This is a genomic window from Thiomicrorhabdus indica, from assembly GCF_004293625.1.
GTDB lineage: Bacteria > Pseudomonadota > Gammaproteobacteria > Thiomicrospirales > Thiomicrospiraceae > Thiomicrorhabdus > Thiomicrorhabdus indica.
Genome location: NZ_CP033040.1, coordinates 1,517,381 through 1,541,449 on the forward strand (window position 1 = coordinate 1,517,381; position 24,069 = coordinate 1,541,449).

Annotated in this window: 22 protein-coding genes; 6 read left to right on the top strand and 16 right to left on the bottom strand. The window is 38.8% G+C overall.

Translation table 11 applies throughout. The annotated features are described in order from the left end of the window. Positions 1-34 precede the first annotated feature (34 nt). The 4 genes from kdsA to accA all read right to left on the bottom strand — a co-directional run bounded on the left by kdsA (position 35) and on the right by accA (position 5,200). Positions 35-874: a 3-deoxy-8-phosphooctulonate synthase gene (gene kdsA / locus D9T12_RS06485; protein WP_130537408.1), complete on the bottom strand. Its 840-nt coding sequence runs from the start codon at positions 872-874 to the stop codon at positions 35-37. Then, entirely contained in the window at positions 875-2,503 is a 1,629-nt protein-coding gene (locus D9T12_RS06490; RefSeq protein ID WP_130537409.1) for a CTP synthase, read from the bottom strand. A 168-nt stretch (positions 2,504-2,671) separates the two neighbouring features. Further along, positions 2,672-4,183, bottom strand: a complete 1,512-nt coding sequence (gene tilS / locus D9T12_RS06495; protein WP_130537410.1) for a tRNA lysidine(34) synthetase TilS — start codon at positions 4,181-4,183, stop codon at positions 2,672-2,674. Between the two features lie 63 nt (positions 4,184-4,246). Then, positions 4,247-5,200 (bottom strand): acetyl-CoA carboxylase carboxyl transferase subunit alpha, encoded by a 954-nt coding sequence (accA, locus tag D9T12_RS06500; protein WP_130537411.1) that lies wholly within the window; start codon positions 5,198-5,200, stop codon positions 4,247-4,249. Positions 5,201-5,482: 282 nt separating this feature from the next. On the opposite strand from accA, the gene D9T12_RS06505 reads away from it, so the two are divergent. Further along, positions 5,483-6,199 (top strand): DUF481 domain-containing protein, encoded by a 717-nt coding sequence (locus D9T12_RS06505; RefSeq protein WP_130537412.1) that lies wholly within the window; start codon positions 5,483-5,485, stop codon positions 6,197-6,199. An 85-nt stretch (positions 6,200-6,284) separates the two neighbouring features. Here the strand turns inward: D9T12_RS06505 and D9T12_RS06510 are convergent, their stop codons facing one another. Continuing rightward, on the bottom strand, positions 6,285-8,087 hold the full coding sequence (locus D9T12_RS06510) for a YcaO-like family protein (protein WP_130537413.1): 1,803 nt from the start codon (positions 8,085-8,087) through the stop codon (positions 6,285-6,287). A gap of 139 nt (positions 8,088-8,226) precedes the next feature. On the opposite strand from D9T12_RS06510, the gene D9T12_RS06515 reads away from it, so the two are divergent. Then, a complete protein-coding gene (locus D9T12_RS06515; RefSeq protein WP_240693136.1) occupies positions 8,227-8,532 on the top strand; it encodes a hypothetical protein in 306 nt (101 codons plus the stop codon). 126 nt (positions 8,533-8,658) lie between these two features. On the opposite strand, the gene D9T12_RS06520 is transcribed toward D9T12_RS06515, so the two are convergent. The 4 genes from D9T12_RS06520 to D9T12_RS06535 form a co-directional block, all read right to left on the bottom strand. Beyond that, complete coding sequence (locus D9T12_RS06520; RefSeq protein ID WP_165395051.1) at positions 8,659-9,546, bottom strand: hypothetical protein; 888 nt, start codon at positions 9,544-9,546, stop codon at positions 8,659-8,661. A 116-nt stretch (positions 9,547-9,662) separates the two neighbouring features. Beyond that, positions 9,663-10,274, bottom strand: coding sequence for a hypothetical protein (locus tag D9T12_RS06525; protein ID WP_130537415.1), 612 nt, complete (start codon positions 10,272-10,274; stop codon positions 9,663-9,665). A 198-nt stretch (positions 10,275-10,472) separates the two neighbouring features. Continuing rightward, positions 10,473-11,279 (bottom strand): tRNA (adenosine(37)-N6)-threonylcarbamoyltransferase complex dimerization subunit type 1 TsaB, encoded by an 807-nt coding sequence (tsaB, locus tag D9T12_RS06530; RefSeq protein WP_165395052.1) that lies wholly within the window; start codon positions 11,277-11,279, stop codon positions 10,473-10,475. A 26-nt stretch (positions 11,280-11,305) separates the two neighbouring features. Continuing rightward, on the bottom strand, positions 11,306-13,243 hold the full coding sequence (locus D9T12_RS06535) for a DNA repair helicase YoaA (protein WP_130537417.1): 1,938 nt from the start codon (positions 13,241-13,243) through the stop codon (positions 11,306-11,308). A gap of 258 nt (positions 13,244-13,501) precedes the next feature. Here D9T12_RS06535 and ykgO point away from each other — a divergent pair, with 258 nt between their 5' ends. Continuing rightward, the gene (ykgO, locus tag D9T12_RS06540) at positions 13,502-13,627 is read left to right on the top strand and encodes a type B 50S ribosomal protein L36 (protein ID WP_130537418.1); all 126 of its coding nucleotides are present in this window, start codon (positions 13,502-13,504) and stop codon (positions 13,625-13,627) included. Positions 13,628-13,804: 177 nt separating this feature from the next. Here the strand turns inward: ykgO and D9T12_RS06545 are convergent, their stop codons facing one another. Continuing rightward, entirely contained in the window at positions 13,805-14,227 is a 423-nt protein-coding gene (locus tag D9T12_RS06545; RefSeq protein WP_130537419.1) for a CopD family protein, read from the bottom strand. 118 nt (positions 14,228-14,345) lie between these two features. Here D9T12_RS06545 and D9T12_RS06550 point away from each other — a divergent pair, with 118 nt between their 5' ends. Then, the gene (locus D9T12_RS06550; RefSeq protein ID WP_130537420.1) at positions 14,346-14,825 is read left to right on the top strand and encodes an FKBP-type peptidyl-prolyl cis-trans isomerase; all 480 of its coding nucleotides are present in this window, start codon (positions 14,346-14,348) and stop codon (positions 14,823-14,825) included. A gap of 100 nt (positions 14,826-14,925) precedes the next feature. Here the strand turns inward: D9T12_RS06550 and D9T12_RS06555 are convergent, their stop codons facing one another. From D9T12_RS06555 to D9T12_RS06565, 3 genes are read right to left on the bottom strand one after another with little or no spacing between them, the layout of a single operon-like run. Continuing rightward, a complete protein-coding gene (locus D9T12_RS06555; protein WP_130537421.1) occupies positions 14,926-15,693 on the bottom strand; it encodes an elongation factor-1 alpha in 768 nt (255 codons plus the stop codon). Between the two features lie 49 nt (positions 15,694-15,742). Next, the gene (locus D9T12_RS06560) at positions 15,743-16,252 is read right to left on the bottom strand and encodes a YcgN family cysteine cluster protein (RefSeq protein ID WP_206199077.1); all 510 of its coding nucleotides are present in this window, start codon (positions 16,250-16,252) and stop codon (positions 15,743-15,745) included. A 28-nt stretch (positions 16,253-16,280) separates the two neighbouring features. After that, entirely contained in the window at positions 16,281-17,558 is a 1,278-nt protein-coding gene (locus D9T12_RS06565; protein ID WP_130537422.1) for a sensor domain-containing diguanylate cyclase, read from the bottom strand. 315 nt (positions 17,559-17,873) lie between these two features. Here D9T12_RS06565 and D9T12_RS06570 point away from each other — a divergent pair, with 315 nt between their 5' ends. Continuing rightward, on the top strand, positions 17,874-18,314 hold the full coding sequence (locus tag D9T12_RS06570) for a hypothetical protein (RefSeq protein WP_130537423.1): 441 nt from the start codon (positions 17,874-17,876) through the stop codon (positions 18,312-18,314). A gap of 35 nt (positions 18,315-18,349) precedes the next feature. After that, the gene (locus D9T12_RS06575; RefSeq protein WP_130537424.1) at positions 18,350-20,878 is read left to right on the top strand and encodes a sensor domain-containing diguanylate cyclase; all 2,529 of its coding nucleotides are present in this window, start codon (positions 18,350-18,352) and stop codon (positions 20,876-20,878) included. Between the two features lie 78 nt (positions 20,879-20,956). On the opposite strand, the gene D9T12_RS06580 is transcribed toward D9T12_RS06575, so the two are convergent. The 3 genes from D9T12_RS06580 to lpxB form a co-directional block, all read right to left on the bottom strand. Then, positions 20,957-21,943, bottom strand: coding sequence for a chemotaxis protein CheV (locus D9T12_RS06580; RefSeq protein WP_130537425.1), 987 nt, complete (start codon positions 21,941-21,943; stop codon positions 20,957-20,959). A gap of 162 nt (positions 21,944-22,105) precedes the next feature. Further along, complete coding sequence (gene rnhB / locus D9T12_RS06585) at positions 22,106-22,792, bottom strand: ribonuclease HII (RefSeq protein WP_130537426.1); 687 nt, start codon at positions 22,790-22,792, stop codon at positions 22,106-22,108. Positions 22,793-22,813: 21 nt separating this feature from the next. Then, positions 22,814-24,064, bottom strand: coding sequence for a lipid-A-disaccharide synthase (gene lpxB, locus D9T12_RS06590; RefSeq protein WP_240693138.1), 1,251 nt, complete (start codon positions 24,062-24,064; stop codon positions 22,814-22,816). Positions 24,065-24,069: the final 5 nt, after the last annotated feature.

The following is a 24,069-nucleotide window of genomic DNA, read 5'->3' on the forward strand; positions in this document are numbered from 1 at the left end:
CAGAACAAACGCTTGTTATGGAGCTTTTAAGGCTTTAGCCTAAATATTGGTTCTCAATAAAACCGTGCTGTTTTACCACTTGATCTAACTCTTTCATGGTTTCCAGTAATGGCTTTAAATTCCCCAGAGGCCACATATTCGGCCCATCACTCAGTGCATTTTCTGGTTCAGGATGGGTTTCCATAAACACCCCAGAAATACCGGCAGCAATCGCTGCTCTCGCCAAAACAGGCACCATTTCACGTTGTCCACCCGAAGTAGCTCCTTGCCCTCCAGGTTGTTGTACTGAGTGCGTTGCGTCAAACACCACTGGACACTCTGTTGAGCGCATTTGCGCTAAACCTCTCATATCGGAGACTAAGGTGTTATACCCAAATGATGTTCCACGATCACAAACCATGATATTGTCGTTACCCACTTCACGTGCTTTAGCAACCACCTGATTCATATCCCAAGGTGCTTGAAACTGACCTTTTTTGATGTTGACGGGTAAACCTTGTTTACATACATTTTGAATGAAATTAGTCTGACGCACTAAAAACGCCGGAGTTTGCATAACATCCACAACGGAGGCCACCTCATCTAAAGGAGTATCCTCATGAACATCCGTCAAAACTGGAACACCGATTTCCTCTTTAACCTTTTGCAAAATACGTAAACCTTCTTCAATTCCTAAGCCGCGAAAGCTCGAGGTAGAAGAACGATTCGCCTTATCATATGATGACTTGTAAATAAAAGGAATCTGTAGTTCATCGGTTAATTCTTTCAACGCAGCGGCAGTCGTCATAGCCATTTCTTCTGACTCAATAACACACGGCCCAGCAATTAAAAACAGTGGCTGATCAAGTCCAACTTCAAAGTTACAAAGTTTCATTTATTTCGATTCCTTGTAAGCGTTAGCCGCGTTCACAAAAGCGCTGAACAATTTATGGCCTTTACGCGGTGTGGATGTGAATTCTGGGTGAAATTGACACGCTACAAACCAAGGGTGATCAGCAATTTCAATGGTCTCAACCAACTCACCATCTTCAGACCGGCCGGCAAAAATCAAACCAGCCTCTTCAAGCCGAGAGATATAGCCATTATTGACTTCATATCGGTGGCGATGACGCTCACGAATATTGTTTGATTGATAAATTTCAGCAATTTTTGAGCCTTCAGCCAATTGACATTGCTGGCCGCCCAAACGCATAGTCCCACCTAAATCGGTTGCTTCATCACGCTCAACAACATTTCCTTCTTCATCGGTCCACTCAGTAATAAGTGCAACAACAGGATGTGGTGTTGCAGCATTCAGCTCAGTTGAATGTGCACCATCAAATCCAGCAACATGACGTGCATATTCAACAACTGCCATTTGCATCCCAAGACAAATTCCTAAATAAGGTACTTTGTTTTCGCGAGCGAACTGAATCGCTTTGATTTTTCCTTCAACACCGCGCTCACCAAATCCACCTGGAACCAGAATCGCATCCTTATCTTTAAGAGAAGATAAATCCGTTTTTTCCAATTCTTCAGAATCAATGTAATCAATATTAACTTTGGTACGACTATGAATTCCTGCATGAATTAACGACTCAATCAAGGATTTATAAGCCTCAGTTAAATCGGTGTATTTACCGACCATGGCAATTTCAACTGATTTTTCAGGATTTAACTGGTCATTAACCACTTCATCCCAATCTGATAAATCAATTTTACCGGCCGGTATATTTAAGCGTTCAACCACCAAGTCATCCAATCCCTGTTCATGCAGCATTCGTGGAACTTCATAAATTGTACGAGCGTCTAGAGAATTGATGACCGCACGCTCTTCAACATTCGTGAATAATGCAATTTTGCGTTTTTCACTCGCTTCTAATTCCATTTCCGAACGACAAACCAAAATATCCGGTTGAATTCCGATTGAGCGCAACTCTTTTACCGAATGCTGAGTCGGTTTTGTTTTTACTTCACCAGCTACAGCTATATATGGCAACAATGTCAGATGCATAAATAAGGAATTGGAGCGACCCACTTCAAGGCTCAACTGTCGAATCGCTTCTAAAAACGGTAAAGACTCAATATCACCAACCGTTCCACCGACTTCAACCAATGCAACATCGTAGCCTGCAGCTGCCGACTTAATGCGGTTTTTAATCTCATCTGTGACGTGCGGAATAACTTGAACCGTTCCACCCAAGTAATCACCACGGCGTTCATTACGAATCACTGTTTCATAGACCTGACCGGTAGAAAAGCTATTACGGCGAGTAAAGTGGCGTTGTACAAAACGCTCATAATGCCCCAAATCCAAATCGGTTTCGGCGCCATCATCCGTTACAAACACTTCACCATGTTGCAATGGGCTCATTGTTCCGGGGTCAACATTGATGTAGGGGTCCATTTTCAGCATTGAAACTTTTTGGCCGCGAGCTTCTAGCAAAGCACCAAGTGAAGCTGCCGCAATCCCTTTACCTAGAGAAGAAACAACACCACCTGTCACAAAAATATATTTCGTCATTGGGGTCACTTTTTAGAGAAAAAAAAAGAACGTATCGAGTGTGATAACGAGCTGTCAGAATGGAAGGGAATTATAGACCAACTCGCCCCATTCATCAATCTATCCACCTATCGATTAGCAACATTTTCATTTTTTAATGCAATTAAACATCACTTTGCAGAGATTTATTTAAGCTTCAGGAAAGCAGAATTGGGTCTGCCAATAATTTTCTAAAAACTTCGGAACTGAGCCATCAAGCCCCATGGCTTTAACTCCACTCTCAAATTTAATCAATTTTGGTGAACCAAATCCCCCCACCAGTTCATAGTCTTTCGGATTCTGACTGTTTGACGTTAGACTATTATTTTTCACCAAAAAAGGCCAGTGGCTTCTTTGCCAAACTGGAATCTTGTTGTCTTGGAAATAACGCTTCAAAGCTTTTCGGTTCAACAGAGTTTGCATATCTTCTGAAAGTTGTGACAGAGAAATCAACCAAATATTTTCCAACAGCTCAGCCCTTTTCATATCGACATAAATGTCTAGTTTTGTTTTGTGATTTTCTGCAGTTGAATCCATTTTTTGAGACAAAAAATCTTTTAAATTCAATGAAATTGAATTACCGGCCGGTAAATAAAATACAGATTTTTGATAAAGTTGCCAGCGCTCACCACTTGTTAACAGATAGTCACCTGCCAAAGGCGCTTTCAACTTAACAATTGAACCGTCCTCTTCAGTTTGATAAGCAGTATTAAATAGCCAGTAAAATATAGACTCGTTTAATCTTGGGAATTGCTGGCTTTTCACCCAAAAACGAAACATATTCTTATACTCCCCCCAACTAAAACAATGTCTCTCTTTAGAGTGTTCCTGAATTATTTCAGGCAGTGGAAATCCCCAGTGATTTATTTCATTTGGCGAGTTTTCGTAAAGCTGTTGACACTGAATAGATGCAAGTTTTTCTAATAGAATTTCTGACTCTTGCATCCAATGCGCTGTCTGATTAAGTGTTTTAACCATACTCGGATAAACCGTTTCCAAGTCTGGTAATACTTTGTTTCGAATCCAATTTCTTCGAAATTCACACTCTTTATTCGATGGATCCTCAACCCATTCGAGTTGGTGAAATTCAGCATAATTTTCAATTTGGTTTTTTTGAATTTCCAATAAAGGTCTAAAAACAAGCCCCTTGTTTGTTTCCAATACATTTTTCATACTTGCCAAACCGGATACTCCTGCACCTCTAAATAGATTGAGCAATAGGGTTTCCGCTTGATCGTTAGCATGATGAGCCGTTATTAGTACGCCATTTGTTCTTGGAAGCGCTTCAAATAAAGCTTTATATCTTGCTTTACGTGCTAACTGCTCAAAACCTTGACGAGCTTGACGAGCAATCGTGACCCTTTTTACTTGGAATGGAATCTTGTACGCATAACATCTTTGCTCGCAGAACTCTCCCCATTTGGAAGAATCAATCTGCAGTTGATGATCAATATAGATGGCGTTAACTTTTGAGGCGATGAAGTTTTGTTGAGTTGCTTTGGCAAACAAATCCAATAAAACAATAGAATCTACGCCACCACTCAAAGCAACTGTAAAACTATCGTTTTGAGGGAAACAATTTTGAAACTCTCTTAGAGCAAAAAGAAAAGCATCTAAAACAGCTTGTGCATTCGTTTGAAGAGAGTCGAGAGAAGCTGTCATAAAGGACTAGATTACAGAAAAAGCTTACCGGCCGGTAGAATTCGACCGCTAAACTTATAAGATTTATTCTTCAAAATTTCCATATTGCATGTAACGCTGATAACGATTGTCACGCATTTCTTCTACTGATAGCTGTTTTAATTCTTCCAAACGTTCAGTCAAAGCAGCTTTTAAAGCAGACGCTGCATCCGCTGGGTTGCGATGAGCTCCCCCTAATGGTTCTGGAATAATGTGATCAATAAGTCCGAGCTCTTTCAATCTTGGCGCCGTAATCCCTAGAGCTTCGGCTGCATCTGGCGCATTTGCCGCATTCTTCCAAAGAATAGAAGCGCAACCTTCGGGAGAAATCACTGAATAAGTCGTATATTGCATCATCATGGTGACATCACCCACACCAATCGCTAATGCACCACCAGAACCACCTTCGCCAATCACAGTACAAATCACCGGCACTTTCAATTCAGCCATTTCAATGAGGTTACGAGCAATGGCTTCACTTTGACCTCGCTCTTCAGCATCAATGCCCGGATAAGCCCCTGGGGTATCAATAAATGTCAAAATAGGTAACCCGAACCGTTCTGCCATCTTCATAAGCCGTAAAGCTTTACGGTAACCTTCTGGGCGAGGCATTCCAAAATTGCGTTTAATCTTCTCTTTGGTATCGCGCCCTTTTTCTTGAGCAATCACCATGACAGGCTGATTGTCTAAACGAGCCAGTCCAGCCACAATCGCTTTATCATCGGAAAAAGCACGATCCCCATGAAGCTCTTTGAAGTCTGTAAAGATTTTAGAAATATAATCTAACGCATAAGGTCTTTGCGGATGGCGAGACAGCTTAGAAATTTGAACATCAGACAATTTACTAAAAATTGTCTCCGTAAGATTTTTACTTTTTTCTTCTAACGCTGAAATTTCCTGAAGAAGGTTCATATCACCATTATCGAGATGGCGTAGCTCATCTATTTTGGCTTCGAGTTCAGCAATAGGTTGTTCAAAGTCTAAAAAATCCAGCTTCATATTAATTTCAGTCCTAATCTTGGCATCAATGCAGAGTCAAAATTTTTGTGCATTGAACCATAGTCAATAATTGTGATGCATTCTACCAAAATTCCAGGACACTGTAGAGTTTGAATTATGGTGATTTCCATTGCCTAAAATCAAATTCATAGAGTCTTAAATCTCGCCTTGCCGTCTCATGATTCAATGAACTCAAGCTAAGAAATACACTCGGTACTCTTTTAATCTTCAATGATAAGTACCTATAATAGGCGCCGTTAAATTTAACTACAGGATAGAAAAGTGAAAAAAATCTTTACATTAGCAGTTCTAGCCGCTGCAGCAACTAACGCTCAATCCGCTGAAAATAATGACTTAGGTTTTAAAGGAAATGGTGAATTTGGTTTTACTACAACCTCAGGAAATACAGAAAGTGAGTCATTGTTTACGGCACTCAATCTGAAATATGCCCGTGAAAAAGATGAAATTATCGGAAAAGTGGAAGCAAACTACCAGTCGGAAGATGATGTAACAACCCAAGAGCGCTATTTAATCGATACTCAATACAATCGCTTTTATTCTTCTTCGCGTGATTTCTACAGTTTCGCAAGTGCCCGTTTTGAACAAAATGAATTTGAAAATATCGATTTAGATAGCACCTATTCCATTGGTCTAGGTAAATTGCTTTTCAAATCTGACACTATGTCTTTAAAAGGTGAAGCAGGGGTTGGTTATCAAACCATCGATTTCACTGATGGTACAAATGATGATCAAGCCGTAGTCCGTGGAAAACTTGACTATGCATACAAAATTAATGAAAACGTCGACTTTGCTCAAGACCTAATGGTGACTAAAGGATCTGAGCAAATGAAAACGGAAGCAAATACAGCAATTAAAGTCAAGCTTGCTGAGCAAATGCGCTTAAAAGCTGGATTTAAATATCGCCACAATTCAGACCCCGCTGCAGGAGCAGAAAAAACAGACACGCAAACACTTCTAACACTGATTTACGACTTCTAAAGTAAAATTACTGTTGATCTTTTAAGTTGCAAATGCCCGACCAAAACATTGAAGCAAAATTGGTCGGGTTTGAAACCATCAATTTTTATTCTGAAAACTCTTCTATTTTTGCTTTACGTAGACTTTCGTAAATATCGACCAAACGATTATGCGGTTTAGAATTTAAAAACATCTTGCGCCCTAAATCCTGTCCAGCAAATAACGATTCACCTTTCACCACCGCCAGAACCGACTCATACGTTTTCGAGTCAAACATCGCTACAAAACTGGATAAATCACAGTCACCACCATTTTGTACGGTTTCAATTGAAGCCTGTTGAGTATCAAGCAATTCATAAAGATACATGTAAGCTTTCACCCACGTTGTCCATTCGCTTTCTTCACGCAAATAGAAAATCATATCTTGCGCTTGTTCAAAGGCTAGTGTCCAGGATTTTAAGCCGACATAACACCAAAACCTCAATTGTGCGACATTCATTTGTGCCCAAAAACTATTCGGTTCAGGCATTAAACCAATAAAATTCGCTACACCTTGATGGTCACTCGCACCAATTTGCTCAACAACATCCAGAATCTCTTCCAATTCGATTGAAAATTCACCGGCCGGTAAAGAATGATCGGGATACTGATCAAAGGCAAACAATGCCTCTCGAAGCGCTCGACCATTATTCTGATTATTCTCAACAATTTCGCTCAATGGATACACTTCAGACATTCCAGGAACAATTATTCTTATTGCTTGAAAACCAAACTGAGGATATTGGGCTAACCAAACATCCGTACCTTGTTCCCAGACCAACTTACAAAGTTGCTGCCACTGTTCCGCAATATCTTCAGCAAAAGACCATGGTTGAAATTCAAAATCCGATGATTGGCTCAAAAAGCGGCTATGAATTAATCCGCTGGAATCAATGAAGTGATTTTCTAAATTTTCAGCTTCCGACACCATTTCCTCATCATGAACAGGTGTCTGAAATCCATCTAAATTTTGCAGATGTCTACCCTGAAGCGACTCCGTAAGGGTTCGTTCAATTGCAACTTCAAAAATCGGGTGCGCACCAAAAGATGCAAAACAACGCCCTTTTTTGATATCAATCAAAGTGACATTGATAACCGGATATTTTCCCCCAAGAGAAGCATCACGAACCTGAACATCCAGCCCAGTCTGTTGAAGCGCCTTAATAGAAGCAGTAATCGATGGAAACTGTTCAAGCAGTGTCTGAGGAATATTGGGTAAACATAGGTTTTCTTGGAAGATTTTATTTTTTACCCAACGTTCAAATATTTCTGACAATCCTTGAATTTTCGCCTCTAGAGCGGTGTTTCCAGCAGATAATCCATTACTTGCATATAAGTTGCTCAACAAATTCATTGGAAAAAAGGCTTTATCACCGGTTTTTACCGAGTGCATTTCTAACGCTGTAACCCGATCAAAATGATCATTTAAGCTAAGAAAATCTGCGAATTCAAAACCGTCTTCATATTCCTCTAAAGCTTGCTCATAAAACTGCCAAAGCTCAGGGGTCAGTAATTGATCAAGTTTACCGGCCGGTATAGATTTCTCATTGGGGTAATACAGCCAATCTTCAGAATGCTGTTCATGCTTTGGAGTCAGGTAAAAATCCGAGAAAAAATAGTTTGTCGATAAACGCTCTAGAAACTCGCCCAAGGCACTCGCATAGCAGGCTTTATCACAAGCCCCCTTTCCATTGGTAAATAATCCACGGCATCGAGTATCATAAATGTGTTGAGAGTAAATGTTCTCAACAGGGTTCAATACATTTTGTGCGTTAATTTCAAACCCTAATTGACCTAAAAGCGTTTCCATTTTTGCAATTGAATCTTCGAGCGCAGCTTGCTTGCCTGGGATAAAGGTTTTCGTGGACACATTTCACCTGTTATTTATAAGTTTTTCTTAGTATTCAGAAAGTTTTTTAAATTATCTAACTAACTTTTGTTAGTAAAATCATTGAGCAATAGAGAATTTTCAATTGTCATTCAACCATCAACTAATGAGAGGGCTCATTATGAAAGTATTTACGCAACACTTAAAGCCAATTTCTTTTATAGCCTCACAAAGCTTAGCAGGAATGGCGTTACTTTTTAGCCAATCAGCCTATGCCGAACATCCTGGTAAAGTCTTACATACTGACGCTAACTGTATGAAATGCCACACAGCCCAACCTTATGACCCTGTTAAAACAGACTCTTGGGCGAAGTTAGTCAAAACTGTCCAATTCTGTAATGACAATTTAAATACGGGTATGTTCGAGGATGAAGTTGAACAACTTGCCGATTATTTAAATCAAACTTATTACAAACATTCAAAATAGATTAACCTAAGAAGCCATCAGCTGCTTTTTAAAACAGCTATAAAAAAAGCCATAGTGTCGTTTCAATTGAACTATGGCTTTTTAACGAAATCTTTTCATCTTAAATGATTGTTACGTCAAACCTCTTTAAGAAGTTCTCTTTAATTGTTTTACTAAATTTTTTAATTTTTCAACTTTATCCGTTCCAGCATTCTCAATTCCCTCTTCATAAAGCAGATCTTCAGCATCAAACAACACCTTGTCCACTGCCTCAATCATAAAATAATCGTAGCTACTTAGACTAATTTGCTTCCAATCCCTCTGCTTAGCTTTCCAGAGTTTGGTAAATTCCGGTTTTTCACGAAAGATAACCTGAACTTGCTCAAGCATCTCGATAGCCGGTTGAACACGTTCAAATGCATAAAGGGGGCGATTATTCGTATCGTAATATACTTTTCTATGATATTTCACTAGATCAAAAACAGGAATAAGCTCATCCAGATCAATCGCTTTAGATTCTCTTTGAGCTCGCGCAATTCGATCCAAAGTCATTACTGGTGCATCCGATTTCCAACGTCCAAACACAATGTATAAGTTATTTCTTTCTACAAAGTACTGTTTGCCATAACCAAGGGATAAAACATTTTCTTTTGGAACCACATAGTCTAAGTTTTGAGTATCAAGCTTTGTTGTATCTTGCCACATCTCCCAACCCTTCTCATACCCCAAAGCAGTGGCATTTGGATCTTCTTTTTTCACCATGGGAACACAGGAACTTCCGTAATCGTGACCTTCCACATAATCTAAGACCGAAAGAAGATAGTCGCCATTCTTAAGTTGTCGTTTAACTTTGCCGACAATAAACGCATCATTTTTGATGTTTCCAACAGGGAAAGCAGCAAATACAACTTCACCATTCTTGAAAGTTTTGGCTAACACATTTTGGGATGAAAAGACGCCAAACATTAAAAGCACTATCAAAAACTTGAATCTCATTAAATTTGGACTCACACATAACGTTATTTTATTTTTCATAAACTAAAAGTCCTTAGAGAACCTCTGATCGAATAAGAGGTTCATTAGTAAATGTCTGTTATTAAATCGGCATGGTGTTTGTATAAAGGTTGGATGCCTAAAGAACGAAGTTGAACTTAATTATTTGGTTCGTTCACCCATAACAAATCACACGAGCCTAAAATTTCTCTACCGGCCGGTAAACATAATTTTTCTAAAAACATTGTTTTTGGATTATGGTGCCCAAACCCATCGACACTTTTTTGATTAGAAATTATGACGAGGTCTGCACAATGTTGTTTTAAAAACCCACCTAATTCAGATTCAATTTCACCAGGCACGACTTGAACTAAAACCCGGTTCTGCTGTGTCTCACCAGCTGCTTTATGATCTGTTTCAGCTTCCAGCTTATTGTCTTCAAAAAAGTCAGAACGAGTATGACGATAAAAGTTAAGCCACTCATCCAACCAAACATCAAATATTTTTTTCTTCTTTTGAAACTCGTTGGTCGATTCGTCTGACCAAACTCCTGGCACATCCGAAACCAAGTTATCTTCAAGAATTGGAAATGACGGTAAGTGCATCCAATGCACAAATATTACCCTGAATGTCGAAGGCATCGCCTTCAACTCCTGAAGAAGTTTAAATTCGAGTGCCTGCTCAATCAATCGATTGGTCGCCGTGTTATGGACAGTATGTTGTAAATCATCAGAAAAACAAGCTACCACAATCGTTTTATAACGTAACATTTTGGCTCCTTGTTAAAAATTTGTAACGGAGAGATGACAGCTTATTCACAAATTTTGTGGATAACTTTGTGTGTAAACATTCTGGAGTGCCGATTATAGTTTTTAAATCATTAACTTAGTACAATCTGCCTGTTTTTTAAGCAATAATTGCTATTAAACCAAGTTTGTAATCAAAATCTTTCCCAGCCTATTGAAAGTTTAAGACAGATTCGATTTAGCCAGTTTTTTTGCCTCTCTTTCAGCAATTGTGTCTGCAACATGGTTACGAAGATAAAGAGGTGTAGGGAGTGCTTCACAAGTTGTTTGAACTTCTCCCTGTTTCAACCGAGCCAATTCAAGCATTGCTTGTGCACTCGGCAAGCTCGGAAACCAGGAAATATCTGAGTTTTGGCCAGTATAAGCCGCTAGCATTTCAATAGCTTGCGGGTACTCTTTTTCAATATCCCCACAGATCACTAAAGCTTTTTTATCGGTGGAAGTCGTCAGACTATTTTGATGAAACGCTTTAACCTTAGCTTCAAGACGTCTTAAAAATTCACCGGCCGGTAACATTTCAATCTCAGACTCCTGCCAGTCATTTTTTAAATGGATCCCTGCTTGCCAATAAACCTCTTTCATTCGTGCATCAACCAGTGAAATCCATTCCACTCTTTCATAGTTTTGAAACTTCTGGATGTTTAATTGAATAATTGATTTGGCAATCGAAGATAGGCTACTTAATCCGATGACAGGTTTATCCCAACCAAAGGCTAACCCTTGAATCACTCCAGCTGCAATACGAATACCAGTAAAAGCTCCCGGTCCCTGCCCATATGCAAGGATATCTAATTCGTTTGGCTTTACTTCAGCATCACTCATCAAAGTCTGAATCATATCTAGAATTTGGTTCGCATGACTTTGTGGCGTCATGACATCTTTATGAAATACTTTTCCTTGAGCATTATTAATAGCAACGGAGCACGCTTGAGTAGAGGTATCCAGCGCTAAGATAATTGGTTGGGGCATCGACCTGTCCTTTTCATCCATACTTTTTATTCTTTAGAAAAATTTGGGAGTTTAGTCAGCGCATGTTTTACATCATAAACCCAAGGGAAATTTGGCAAACTATTAATGATCTGTTTGCCATAATTTTTCGTTGAAAACCTTGGATCACACAGCATTAAAACGCCTTTATCATTGATATCTCGAATTAGCCGGCCGGCTCCTTGCTTCATCGCAATGGTTGCTTCTGGAAGTTGAAAGTGGACAAATGCATTCAAGCCTTTTTCTTTTAGGTAGGCTTCTCTTGCTTTCACGATTGGATCATCCGGTGGGATAAATGGAATGCGATCAATTACTACCAACTGAAGAGAATCCCCTTTCACATCGACCCCTTCCCAAAAACTACTGGTCCCTAACAAAATCGCTTGCTTAGAAGATTTAAACGCGTCCAGTAAGGCAGATTTTGGCTGCTCTCCCTGAACCAATAATTTTCCATGCCAGTGTTGCTCTAAAATCGTTTTCGCCTCTTGTAAAGCACGATGGCTCGTAAACAGCAAAAACGCCCTTCCATCTGCGGCTTTCAAAAGCGGCCAAGCAGCTCGTAAACAAATTTTTATATAATTTGGATCGTTTGGTTGCGGCAAACCAACTGGGTGATAAATCACCCCTTGGCTCACATAATCAAACGGGCTGCTCCAAACAGATTCTTTGGCATCCATTAACCCTAAACGCTTTGCAAAATAATCAAATTTTCCATTAATACTTAAGGTAGCCGAAGTGAATAACCAAGCACCGCCAATTTCATCTCTTTGACGGCTAAATGGATCCGCAACACTCAAAGGCGTTAGATTCAATTTAAAACGTCCTTGAGATGATTCCAACCATCGAATCTTATTCTCAGACTTTGAGGTCATCCAATCCTTTAATTGTCGCTCAAACTCTTTGCAACGCTTATGAACCGCGCCAAGTTGTTTTCCACGGTCAGACATCTCTTTTAGGTGATCCGCCAAATGCGTCAATGTTTGTAATAAGCGATCCATGGACTTTTGAAAAGCCGTTTCGATTTCAAGCTGTTCCCAAGTCCAGCGCTTCTCCCACTTACCAAGTGCATCACACACTGCTTTTAATTGCTCTTCAAGCTTGACTGATAAATCCGACAGATTACCAGACTCAGGCGCCTCTAATTTCTGTGCCTGCTTGATATCTCTTGCTAATTCATCTAACTGAGAACGGCTTACGGTGAAGCCTAAAAATTGTGCTGCAATATCAGGTAGTTGATGCGCTTCATCAAAAATATAAACATCAGCTTCAGGCAAAATTTCACCAAATCCTTGCTCCCTGAGGGCTAAGTCGGCACAAAACAGATGATGATTGACCACTAAGACCTGTGTGTCTTGGGCAATCTCTTTTTGTTGAGGATAAAAACAGCCACAATCGGTGCCGCATTCAGTCGATTGGCAGAATTCCATTCGAGCGGTCACTTTTCTCCAAATCATATCTTCTTCAGGAATTTGGCTGATCTCAGATCGATCACCCGAGCTAGTTTTTTCTTCTAGCCAATCACGAATAATCGCCAATTTTTTCCAATCTTCTCGACTATGCTGCTCAGCGGTTTCTGTTACATCCAATCGCTGAGTACAGACGTAATTATCACGCCCTTTTAAAATATGTGCTTGGCCTTTAATACCACATACCTTAAAAAGCAACGGCAGATCTTTTTGAACGAGCTGTTCCTGAAGCGTTTTCGTAGCAGTCGAAACAATAATCTTTTTGCCTGATAATAACGAAGGAATTAAATAGGCAAATGTCTTTCCTGTACCTGTGCCCGCTTCGGCTAAAAACGTTTCTCCTGATTGAATAACCTCAAATACTTCATGAGCCATATCTAACTGAGCTTGGCGCGGTGCATAACCGTCAACGGCTTTAGCAAGCATTCCATCTATGCCCATTACCTCATCAATTGTCAATTTAGATTGCTTGAAGCCCATTTGATTGCCTATCACTCATTTACCAAGCCGATATTATAGGCAATCGTTCGCACCCTTGGCAGGAAATCCATTGTTGTAAAATTCTAAAACATAAACAGTTGACATTAGCTATATGAAAGAAACACTTAATCGATTGAAATTATTCAATAATAAAAACTAGACATACCATTACGGCATCGTTATAATCCGCGGCTTCAAATATTTGAACTTAAGTCGAATTGGTTTAGAAATATTCGACACATAATTGGATATATCACAATGAAAATTCTATCTTCTCTAAAATCTGCTAAAAACCGCCACAAAGACTGTCAAGTCGTTAAGCGTCGCGGTAAAGTTTACGTGATCAACAAAACAAACCCTAAGTTTAAAGCTCGTCAGCGTTAATTCTGAACGAACGAAACTTAGCAGCGTAACGTTGCAGACAAAAAAGCGCCTCTGATCAAGGCGCTTTTTTTATGTCTGAAATTCATGAAATGACCTTACAAAGCATCAATAAATTGCCCATCTGTCATCTGTTTCTAGATGGGCAATTTTATTATTCAGAGTCGACTATTTAAGACGCTAAAAAGGTTTAACGACGACCAGAATCAAGATAACAATCGCAAGCAATAATGGGATTTCATTCGCCCAGCGATAATAAACACCACTATGATCTAGATGACCTTGCTGCATTTCTTTAGTACGTTTCTTTGTCCACATGTGATAAGCCAGCAGTAGACCGACAAATACGATTTTGGCATGTAACCATCCCATTCCTTCTGCTAAAGGAAAATACGCTAGCCACAACCAGATACCGGTACCAATGGCCAGCATCATCATAATGGTCATAAATTTATATAGTTTATCCGCCATAATGGCCAGACGCGCTACATCTTGCCCTGCTTCTTTTCCCTCTACATAATGCACAAAAATTCGAGGTAAATAGAATATCCCGGCCATCCAGGACATCATAAAAAGGATATGAAAGGTTTTTAACCAAAGCATTAATACACTCCAATCGATTTTTAAAGAAAAATTTTTCGGGAAACTTCCCTGCCCAAATACTGAATCTGTATGATAAAGCTTTCCACACCAAAATTGATAAATAAACTCAGGATGAATTATGGAAATTTCTGATAATAAAGTTGTTCTTTTTGAATATGTTCTCACCAATAAAGCCGGAGAAAAGTTAGATGCTTCTGACGGTCAACCTTTAGCCTATCTTCATGGGCATGCCAACATTATTTCAGGCTTAGAAAGTCAAATGGTAGGAAAAAAAGTTGGCGACAAATTTACGGCTGAAGTCGCAGCAAAAGACGGCTATGGTGAAGTTCAAGAAGAGTTGATTCAAACGGTCCCAAATTCAATGTTTCAAGGTGTTGAAACTTTAGAAGTAGGTATGCGTTTTGAAGCACAATCAGAATATGGAACACATTCTGTAGAAATTATTAAAATTGAAGGTGATGAAGTTACCGTTGACGGAAACCACCCTCTTGCCGGTGTCGATTTAAGTTTTGAAGTAGAAGTGACTGGCGTTCGTGAAGCGACGGATGAAGAAATTGAACATGGTCATGCACATGGTCCTGGTGGTCATCATCACTAGCTTTGGATTAACATGTATGTAGCTAGAGGTTAATTCAAAGGCCGATAAAAAACCGCACAAGATTAGAACAATCTATGCGGTTTTTTTATTTCTAGATGAACTATTTATCACTCCATGTATTCACATCATAGGTAATGTTTTTCATTGGAAAAATCCACATCTGATAGAGTGAAGAGAAAATCATAACAGTAGATGCAACTGAATAACCAAAACCACCAATAATCACAAAATATGCAAAATTCGGTTCAAGCTTAGTTAGCCACCACGAAGCGATATCAATAATTAAAAATGCAAATGGGGTAAAAATAAGCAGTGCTTTCACCCAAGGCTTAAACCCAACCGACATTGAAAAAATAAGGCCAATGAAGAAAAAGATAAACGCAATCCCAAACAAGTGAATGTGTGATACCCGAGTCAAAGCGCTAAAAGAAGCGCCCTCATCAACTTTTGCAATCTCATTCATCACTTCAAGCTTTGTGACATTTGGCAAGCCTGGAATATTCGCATGGCACATGGCACATTTATTCTGCACTATTGGTTGAATAGTATTTTGCCACTCATTCTCATCTGCCCCTTCTCGCGCCCACTTAATCAGTATTAAATTTTCTTCTGGTGTCGCTTTATCTTTCATTGACCCATTCAATTTTGATTCGAGTTTAGACCCCTCACGATTACCATAATAACTATAGACAATATCTTCGACAGATAACCCCAATTTTCCATCTGCCATACCGTGGGTCAGCATAATTTGCCCACCTGCCACCAAAAGCCCGAGCCCTACGACTAATAAATACCCCGTGAATAATGCTTTGACCGGTAAAGATAAAGAAGGCAAGTTTAACCACTTGGTTTGAATGTGAGATTGCATAAGATTTCCTTTACATCTTGTAATGACTCATGAAAAATTAGATGTGAATTTATAAGGATTCAATCAAATAATCTTCGTAATCCAATTTACCATTGTCAACGACTACAGGAATCGCTAAAAGACCTACCCCTGCCTCTGTAACACTTGATAACCTTCCCGTATTCAATGGATGCCAATCCGCGAGTGATTGACCACGATATAACATTCGATAAGCGCAAGTATCAGGAAGCCAATCAAACTCAGCGACTCTTTCGCGCGTCAATTGAACACAGGCTGGCACATTTGTGGAGCGGTTTTCATAATCCGTACAGCGAGCAGTCTTAGGGTCAGAATAAGGACAAACAACACGTGTATATACTAATTCATCGGTTTCATCATCAATCAATTTAGTCAGACAACACAAACCGCATCCGTCGCAAATCAATTCCCATTCTTGATTAGTCATTTGATCTAGTTTTTTCGTTTCCCAAAAACGAGAAGCGATTAGATCATTAACCTGCTCTCCGTTTTCAATCGAATTGAGTTGTTCAGAATTGTTAGAAATTTGATTAGAAGACATATTTGCTACCGGCCGGTAAAGGTTAATATTAAAGATATTCGTATCGACTGAAATATTCTACTCTATTTCTTCCACCATCTTTGGCCCGATAGAGTGCCCGATCGGCATGATCAATCACCATATTGGCATCTGTATCCAATGGATACTCTGAAACCCCAAAGCTACAACTTAATTGATCAACCGTTGAGAATTTCTGTTTAGAAATAACTTGTTTGTATTTTTCTGCCAAAACCACCGCGCCCCTTTCATTTGTATGTGGGCAAATAACCATAAACTCTTCACCACCCCAACGACCAAACACATCAATTTTGCGTGAATTAAGACTTATAATTTTTGTTAGTTCCGTTAACACTTGATCGCCAACTAAATGACCATAGCAATCGTTTACCTCTTTAAAGTTATCTATATCAAACATAATCACTGAAAATGTATCTCGAATTCGATTGGCACGGTCAATTTCCGATTGCAACGTTTGATTCAAAGTTAAGCGATTGGCAATTTTAGTTAAAGCATCTTTTTCCGCCAGAGACTTTAATTTGATGGTGTCATTGATATTTTGATAAAAGAGACTAAACCCCACCCAAATGTTAAAACCGTCATAACGCGGAACTAACGTTAAACGATACCAATTTTGATCACCTTCCGCATTTTGATCTCTGATAACCCAATGTTGTTCTTCCTTTGGAATTTCCATAAACTGCTCGTACCAAGATTTATCAAAAAACTCCTCAAAATCAACATTTGCAGAATGCCTTTGAGCGAATTGAATGAAGGATACACCTAAAATTGAATTTTTATTAACCGAGAGCGCTTGCGATAACGCATCACTAAAAAAGTTAATTTCACCCTTTAGATTAATAAACAGGAAAGGCAAATACCTATCCATAATGGACCAGTTATCTTGTCCAGTACGCTGTTGAACATTCAACATACTCTTCAGCCCATTCAACTGAAACTGACCATCAACTCTTCGCTTAATGTATTCATGCGTTGTTGGGAAAACAAGCACATCCTGAGCACCGAGTTCAAAAGCTTTTTGAATTAATAATGGAGAATGCTTTTCCAATATAAATAACACTGGAACTCGACCATTGCATTCGCTTTGAATCCAGTCTAAAGAATGATCATGCTTATATTGAGCTTGATAGAGATTCAACAGAATAAGACGTGGTTTATCCATCGCTTTATGAGCCAATTCAGATGAATCTTTGATATACACCAGAGAATAGTTCTCAGAAAGCGCTTCATGTATGAGTTTATGATGCAACTCATTTCTCTCAATGACCAAAATCATCGGATTATTCACTGTTTACCACTCCTTATTTATACCCTCCCTCAAAGGCATAATAAAAAATTCAGATCTAAAAACAATCTATTGATTTAAGAATTATTACTTATATCATACTTAATTATTCTTTATAAAAAAGATAAATCCCAATCACACCAATCATGCAAAAAGGAGTAAAAAGTTGATTACAATTTAATTTGTCTAACAATAAGTTCTCATAATTTATGAATTATTTGCTAACCTTTTAGAAATAAGTAAACGCATGATTGAAAGTTGCTTTTACTTGCCTTTGCATTGCCCCAAAAGGTATTCGGTTGATTAGGAGTGGCTCAAGTGTCGAAATTAACCCCAAAACAAAAAGCGATTAAATGTCTCGACTTTATCGATCAACGGCTTGAATACACAGCCAGCCAAACGATAGAAATCGCAGAGATGATGATTGATGACATTCAAAAACTCAATAAGGCACATATGCTGGCAGAGCAAGGTGAAAACTTGGAAGAATACCTTGACACTATGAATCATTTACAGATGAAATGGATGGGACACTTGAACGAAATCATCTTGGAACAAACCAACCGTGACTTAAATGGTCAAGTATTAATCTCATTGAATAAATTTGTCGGCATGCTCAGTGAAAATCAAACAAAGGGCATGGATTTCAGCTTACCAAGCATTGTTGCTCGACAAATTAATGACCATGAAGAGGAAGACAAATACCTCGATCAGGAAGAAATCGAGTTATTAATATCTCAACAAAACAAAAATGCCTAAATCAGAACCCTCTTTATGAGACAAGAATACAACCTATGAACCAATCAATTTTTCCTACAAAAGAATTCAGAGACCTCTCCGTTGATTTTGATAACAGTGATACCCTTTCATTAAAGATGGATGCTGCTGCAAATATTTTACACGTCAGCAAAAATTGGGAAATCCTTACAGGCTATCCTGAAAAAGACCTTATCAATTCTTCATTTAAAAACCTACTGCACACAAACTCCATACCGTTTTTCGATAGCTATTTGGAAACATTAAAATCCGAAAAATATATAGTAAATGCGACTCTTAAAATTCAGCAGAAGAATGGCTGTATTTTCGAAGTGCTAATGCTTGCGAGACAAATCGATGATGTTACCGATGAAAATAATACTCAAATATTTATTGCAGAGTTCCGCACACTTGAGTATTACATGCATTCTGTTAAAGCAATTGAAGAGCTCTTAACAAAAGAACGATTTTTATCCAAAAGTCATAAACTTAGAGCTGATATTGCAGAGCTGACTTTAAAAACTCCGAGTGCATCAGAGTTTTTGACTAGTATTAAAAAACTTCTCAGTAATCAACCTGAATTATCTGTTAATTTATCTGAATTAACTGTAAAAACATTAGATAACGATCTTAACCGGCCGGTAACTATTTCTCATCAACCTCCGACCGCAGTTTCATCTGATTCAAGCTATGATCAAGTGCAATTTTCAGATCCTTTACCTTTGGTTGAAACAAATATAAATATTCAGGTCCTCTGTCCAAATAACCACCAAAATTCTTATTATTTCAACCTAAAACTCCACTGCTTTGAAATTTTGGTAACACCTTGGCTTGAAATACTCGAAGAAAGCTTTGTCCAAATTTACACAAACCTAGAACACCTTCATAATCATTTCGTGTTGCAAAAGACACAACATCAGCTCCAAAGTCTTGTTGAAAATGTCCATGCGATTGGTTTTGAAGTTGATTTAGAAAAAAAAGTTTTTTGCTTCGTTTCGCCTAAAATCTTCGAAATCCTCGGCTACCAAATCAATGACTGGCACAATATAGAGCAATGGTTGGCACTGATTCACAATGAAGATCGCTTAATGGTCAGACGCTTATTCGATGCAAAAGATATTCATGCACAAGAAAATAAAAGTCAGAATTTATCATTTCGAATTCGTCATAAAAACGGACAGTTTATCTGGGTATTAGCGCATATAACTTATCAATTAACGGAAACTCATTCAGCCTGCATCTTAGGCGTACTTATTGACATTTCAGAACAAAAAAGCATTGAAGCCTCACTTGAACTTGCGGTTAAAGACGCAAACCAATTAACTCAAGAACAGCAAACTTTCTTATCGCTGTTTGATATGGGAGATATCGTTTTATTCAAATGGCGCAATAATAAAAACTGGAATGTTGATTATGTCTCATTAAGTGTCGAGTGTTTATTAGGCTATACCCCTGAAGACTTTACAGAAGCCGGAAAACTATACGCCAACTGTATTCACCCCCACGATCTAAGTCGTGTATTGAGCGAAGTTGAAAATGCGATTGCAACCAACCAAACCTTCTTTAGACATCAGCCTTACAGAATCGTTGATATTCACAATCAAGTAAAATGGGTCTCTGACATTACATACATTCTTCGAGATTCCAGCCATGAAATTATTAATTTCATCGGATATGTCTACGATGTCACTCTTGAGCACGACTCACATTCACAATTGCAAAGCATACTGGATATGCAAGAAAGCATCATCATTGTCACCAACGGAAGAAAAATTCAATTCGCGAACAAACGATTTTTGAATTTCTTTAATTCTCCGGACTTGAAGGCCTTCTTAACCCATTCTGATTGTATCTGTGACTATTTTGTCGCCTACAAAGACCACTATGTGAAACCATATGAACAGGCAGACTGGCTGCAAGACTTAATGAAGCTACCTGAAAGTAAACGCCTTGTTGCACTTGAACGAGGACGAGATACCATTGGCTCATTTAAAGTTCAAATTAGCCACTTAACGGATGTCTCTTCGGTTGTCAGCTTTACCGACATTACAGAAACACTTCGAGAAAAAGATTACTTTCAATATTTGTCACATCATGACCGTTTAACAGGTAGCTTCAATCGCGAGTATTTACACCACCGCTTTGAGAAGCTAATTGCTGCCACCAAGCGTAACAACCAACATTTAGGTTTAATTCTAATTGATATTGACCACTTTAAGAAAATCAATGATGAATACGGACACAACCTTGGAGATGATGTCCTTAAATCTTTAGCGGAACTCATCCAAGAAAATATCCGCATCCATGACAGATTAATCCGATGGGGAGGAGAAGAGTTCATTCTTGTCGCAGAAGTTGACGGTATTGAATCGACAGGTGTTCTTGCTGAACACTTGCGCTATCTAACCGAACAGAAACGTTTTCCTCGGAACCTGACAATCACAGCTAGTTTTGGAATTACCATTGTCGATGACAATGAAAGCCTTAAATCAGCCATTGAGCGTGCCGATATCGCGCTATACCGTGCAAAAAATGCAGGTAGAAATCAAGTAGAGGTTGAAGTTTAGTTATGGTTTACAAAAAAGCCTGTCTAACTGACAGGCTTTAAAGAATGTTCATGCTATAACGAGATGAACCAGTTTAAGCTAAATTTTTTCACGGTCACCATAAAGATCAACTTGAACTTTAGCAATCGTCTCTAAAATTAAATCCGTATCCACTTTACCAATAAAATAATTAGCGCCCATATCAATGACCTCTCTGCTGTTGTTATCACTGGTCATTGAGGTATGTACAATAATTGGCAAATTTTTCGTTTTTGAACTACTGCGCAATTCACGGATGACTGTATGACCAGAAGCAGCTGGCATTTCCAAATCCGTAAATACCATTGAAATATCATCCAGTGTTTCCAATGAACCGATATAGTCCAGCAATAATCTCCCATTATCGAAAGCCAAAAATTTTAACTTTAGTTGATCAAACACCATTGCCATGTATTTCTGAATTGATTTGGAGTCTTCAGCAAACAAAATGGTCTTTTCATAAATCTCAGGGTAAAGTTCTATACCTTTATCTCCGACACTTTCAGCTGAGGCAAAAATCTTCTGCGCCATCGTTGGCATGGCTTCAATCAACAACTTCTCAATATCTAAAATAAAGCAAAGTGTATCAGTATTGTTTAAATAGGTATGATTGACAATCTGATTGGTCTTAACATTCACATTGTAGTTGTCTGCAGGTCGGATATCAGACCACTCTTTTTCTTCGACCCCATAGATATGTGAAACACGAAGTCCGACAAAATTATGACTAAAATCAGCAACAATAATAATCGACTTTTCGCGTTCCTCTTCCGTCATTTCAAAGCCCATCCATTTCGGCAAATCGATAACAGGTAAATAAACGCCGCGGAGCTCAATCATGCCTTCAATTAAAGAATTACTGTCTGGCATCGAAGAAACTTCATAAGCTCTTCCTTCTAATACTTCTCGAACTTTAAAAACGTTAATTCCGTAATATGGAGGTTCATAGTTTTCCTTCTCAAACTGCACTTGGAAAATCATTAAACTCAACTGATTGTTCTGACTTAAACGAGCGGTTTTTTCGACTTGCTCTAGTGTTGTAGACATAAACCCTTCCTCTTGGAGACGGATGCATTCAATAATTTTGCAAACCTCATCCTACGAATATAAATTATTTTCTATGATTCTAACTAAGCTAAAAAAGATTGCGACTTTTTTCTTCCGGATATAATGGATAAAATCGATAAGAGTTGATTTCGCTTAGCGTTTTTAACGTTCATGATTACTGGAAGTATTTCCTTCAAGTAAAACTTTTATCGGCTTAAAAGACTTTCGGTAGCCATCAATCAGTCCAAACTTTTTAATCTTCTCAAGATGCTCTGCTGTGGGATATCCTTTGTGTTTTGCAAATCCATATTCAGGATACTTTTCATCTAACTCAATCATTTGTCGATCACGATACACTTTAGCAATAATGGAAGCCGCACTAATTTCTGCAACCTTAGCGTCACCTTTCACCACGGTTTCAGCCACATGGGACAGCTGCGGCGCGCGGTTACCATCGACATAGACCCGTTCAATTTCAATCTGTTTTTGCCGAGCAATTTCACCAACTTGATTCATAGCGCGCTGCATCGCAAGCATTGTTGCTTGCAAAATATTGATTTCATCAATCTCTGCTGGTGTTGCTACACCAATGGCAAACGCAAGTGCTTCCTCGCGAATTAGCTCGCTTAACACCTCTCGTTTGCCTTCAGTTAGTTTTTTTGAATCCTGCAGAGCCAAGCTACAACCGGCCGGTAAAATAACCGCAGCAGCAACGACTTCACCGATTAAAGGGCCTCGTCCAACCTCATCAATTCCAGCAATAGTTCCTGTTAAGCTTCGATAACCATATTCATTGAGATTGTTTTGAATTGAGGGAAATAGTTCAGATTGTTGCGCAATTTGTGACATATAAAATCAGCTGTATTCGTTTTATTGGTTTACTTTTAATGCCCATTGATCAATTGCATCTGCAGCCAATTTAGCCGAATCCACATTAAGCACTTGATACTGTTTTTTAAAGGCAGAAATTTGGGCGGCACGAACCGTTTGATTTTCAATGACTTCAGTCATGTGTTGGAATATTTCAATCGCATTCGCCCGATCTTGAATACACTCGGTAACCAAATTTTTTTGTTCGAGTACATTCGGTAATCCAACCCATTGCGTTGTTGCTAATCGTTTCATAATCCAGTAAGAGATTGGATGAACTTTTATTGCAATGACCATTGGAAGTTCGTAAAGCGCACACTCTAATGATGCTGTACCAGAGGTTACCAAAGCTTGATCCGCAAGCTGTAAACAATCCGACATATGACCAACAAAACAGTGGATTGACGAAGTGACATTATTTTTGTACGCCAATTCTTCAATTTTGATTTTTGCATGCTCATTAACGACAGGAAACACGAACTGCATTTCAGGATATTGATAATGCAATTTTTCTACAACTTCCAGATACACTGGCGCCATTTGCTCAATCTCACTGGAACGAGAACCAACTAGGACGGCAGTATAACTAAGACGATCATCTAGTTGTAGTTTTGCGCAGCTATCGACCTTAGATAAAGCCCCTATTCGCTTTGCCGCTAATGGATGCCCGACATATTGAACCGGGATTTGATAACGTTGATAAATCGGTGGTTCAAAAGGAAATAAGACCAAGACACCCGAAACCGATTCTCTGATCTTATTTAAACGCTTTTCTCGCCATGCCCAAACCGATGGCCCGACATAATGAACCGCTGGAATTCCAGCTTGCTTAAGATTTTTCTCTAAGGTGAAATTAAAATCCGGAGCATCAATTCCAATAAAAGCATCTGGTTCTAGAGAGATTAACCGGCCGGTTAATTCTTTTCGCAATTTCAAAAGTTTCCGTAAAGATTTCAGTACTTCAAAAAAGCCCATTATTGAAAGCCATTCCATCGGATACCAGCTTTCAAAACCCAAAGCCTGCATTTTAGGCCCGCCAATACCAACAAACTTTGCTTGAGGATAACGTTTTATTAGCTCTTGAATTAGGTTGGCACCTAAAGTATCACCAGAAGCCTCACCAGCAACCATTGCAAATACAACCGCTTTATTATGAGAGGAATTTGTATGAACAGATTGATTAATCGTATTAGAAACAATAAAAGCCTCTTTAGAGGCTTTTAGCAATGACTTTGAATTTTCAATAGACATAGGAA

What these genes read in the sequence shown, in the direction of transcription:
- kdsA (WP_130537408.1), bottom strand. Translation starts at nt 874, where the DNA reads ATGAAACTTTGTAACTTTGAAGTTGGACTTGATCAGCCACTGTTTTTA.
- D9T12_RS06490 (WP_130537409.1), bottom strand. Translation starts at nt 2,503, where the DNA reads ATGACGAAATATATTTTTGTGACAGGTGGTGTTGTTTCTTCTCTAGGT.
- tilS (WP_130537410.1), bottom strand. Translation starts at nt 4,183, where the DNA reads ATGACAGCTTCTCTCGACTCTCTTCAAACGAATGCACAAGCTGTTTTA.
- accA (WP_130537411.1), bottom strand. Translation starts at nt 5,200, where the DNA reads ATGAAGCTGGATTTTTTAGACTTTGAACAACCTATTGCTGAACTCGAA.
- D9T12_RS06515 (WP_240693136.1), top strand. Translation starts at nt 8,227, where the DNA reads ATGAAAGTATTTACGCAACACTTAAAGCCAATTTCTTTTATAGCCTCA.
- D9T12_RS06520 (WP_165395051.1), bottom strand. Translation starts at nt 9,546, where the DNA reads ATGAAAAATAAAATAACGTTATGTGTGAGTCCAAATTTAATGAGATTC.
- D9T12_RS06525 (WP_130537415.1), bottom strand. Translation starts at nt 10,274, where the DNA reads ATGTTACGTTATAAAACGATTGTGGTAGCTTGTTTTTCTGATGATTTA.
- tsaB (WP_165395052.1), bottom strand. Translation starts at nt 11,279, where the DNA reads ATGCCCCAACCAATTATCTTAGCGCTGGATACCTCTACTCAAGCGTGC.
- D9T12_RS06535 (WP_130537417.1), bottom strand. Translation starts at nt 13,243, where the DNA reads ATGGGCTTCAAGCAATCTAAATTGACAATTGATGAGGTAATGGGCATA.
- ykgO (WP_130537418.1), top strand. Translation starts at nt 13,502, where the DNA reads ATGAAAATTCTATCTTCTCTAAAATCTGCTAAAAACCGCCACAAAGAC.
- D9T12_RS06545 (WP_130537419.1), bottom strand. Translation starts at nt 14,227, where the DNA reads ATGCTTTGGTTAAAAACCTTTCATATCCTTTTTATGATGTCCTGGATG.
- D9T12_RS06550 (WP_130537420.1), top strand. Translation starts at nt 14,346, where the DNA reads ATGGAAATTTCTGATAATAAAGTTGTTCTTTTTGAATATGTTCTCACC.
- D9T12_RS06555 (WP_130537421.1), bottom strand. Translation starts at nt 15,693, where the DNA reads ATGCAATCTCACATTCAAACCAAGTGGTTAAACTTGCCTTCTTTATCT.
- D9T12_RS06560 (WP_206199077.1), bottom strand. Translation starts at nt 16,252, where the DNA reads ATGTCTTCTAATCAAATTTCTAACAATTCTGAACAACTCAATTCGATT.
- D9T12_RS06575 (WP_130537424.1), top strand. Translation starts at nt 18,350, where the DNA reads ATGAACCAATCAATTTTTCCTACAAAAGAATTCAGAGACCTCTCCGTT.
- D9T12_RS06580 (WP_130537425.1), bottom strand. Translation starts at nt 21,943, where the DNA reads ATGTCTACAACACTAGAGCAAGTCGAAAAAACCGCTCGTTTAAGTCAG.
- rnhB (WP_130537426.1), bottom strand. Translation starts at nt 22,792, where the DNA reads ATGTCACAAATTGCGCAACAATCTGAACTATTTCCCTCAATTCAAAAC.
- lpxB (WP_240693138.1), bottom strand. Translation starts at nt 24,064, where the DNA reads ATGTCTATTGAAAATTCAAAGTCATTGCTAAAAGCCTCTAAAGAGGCT.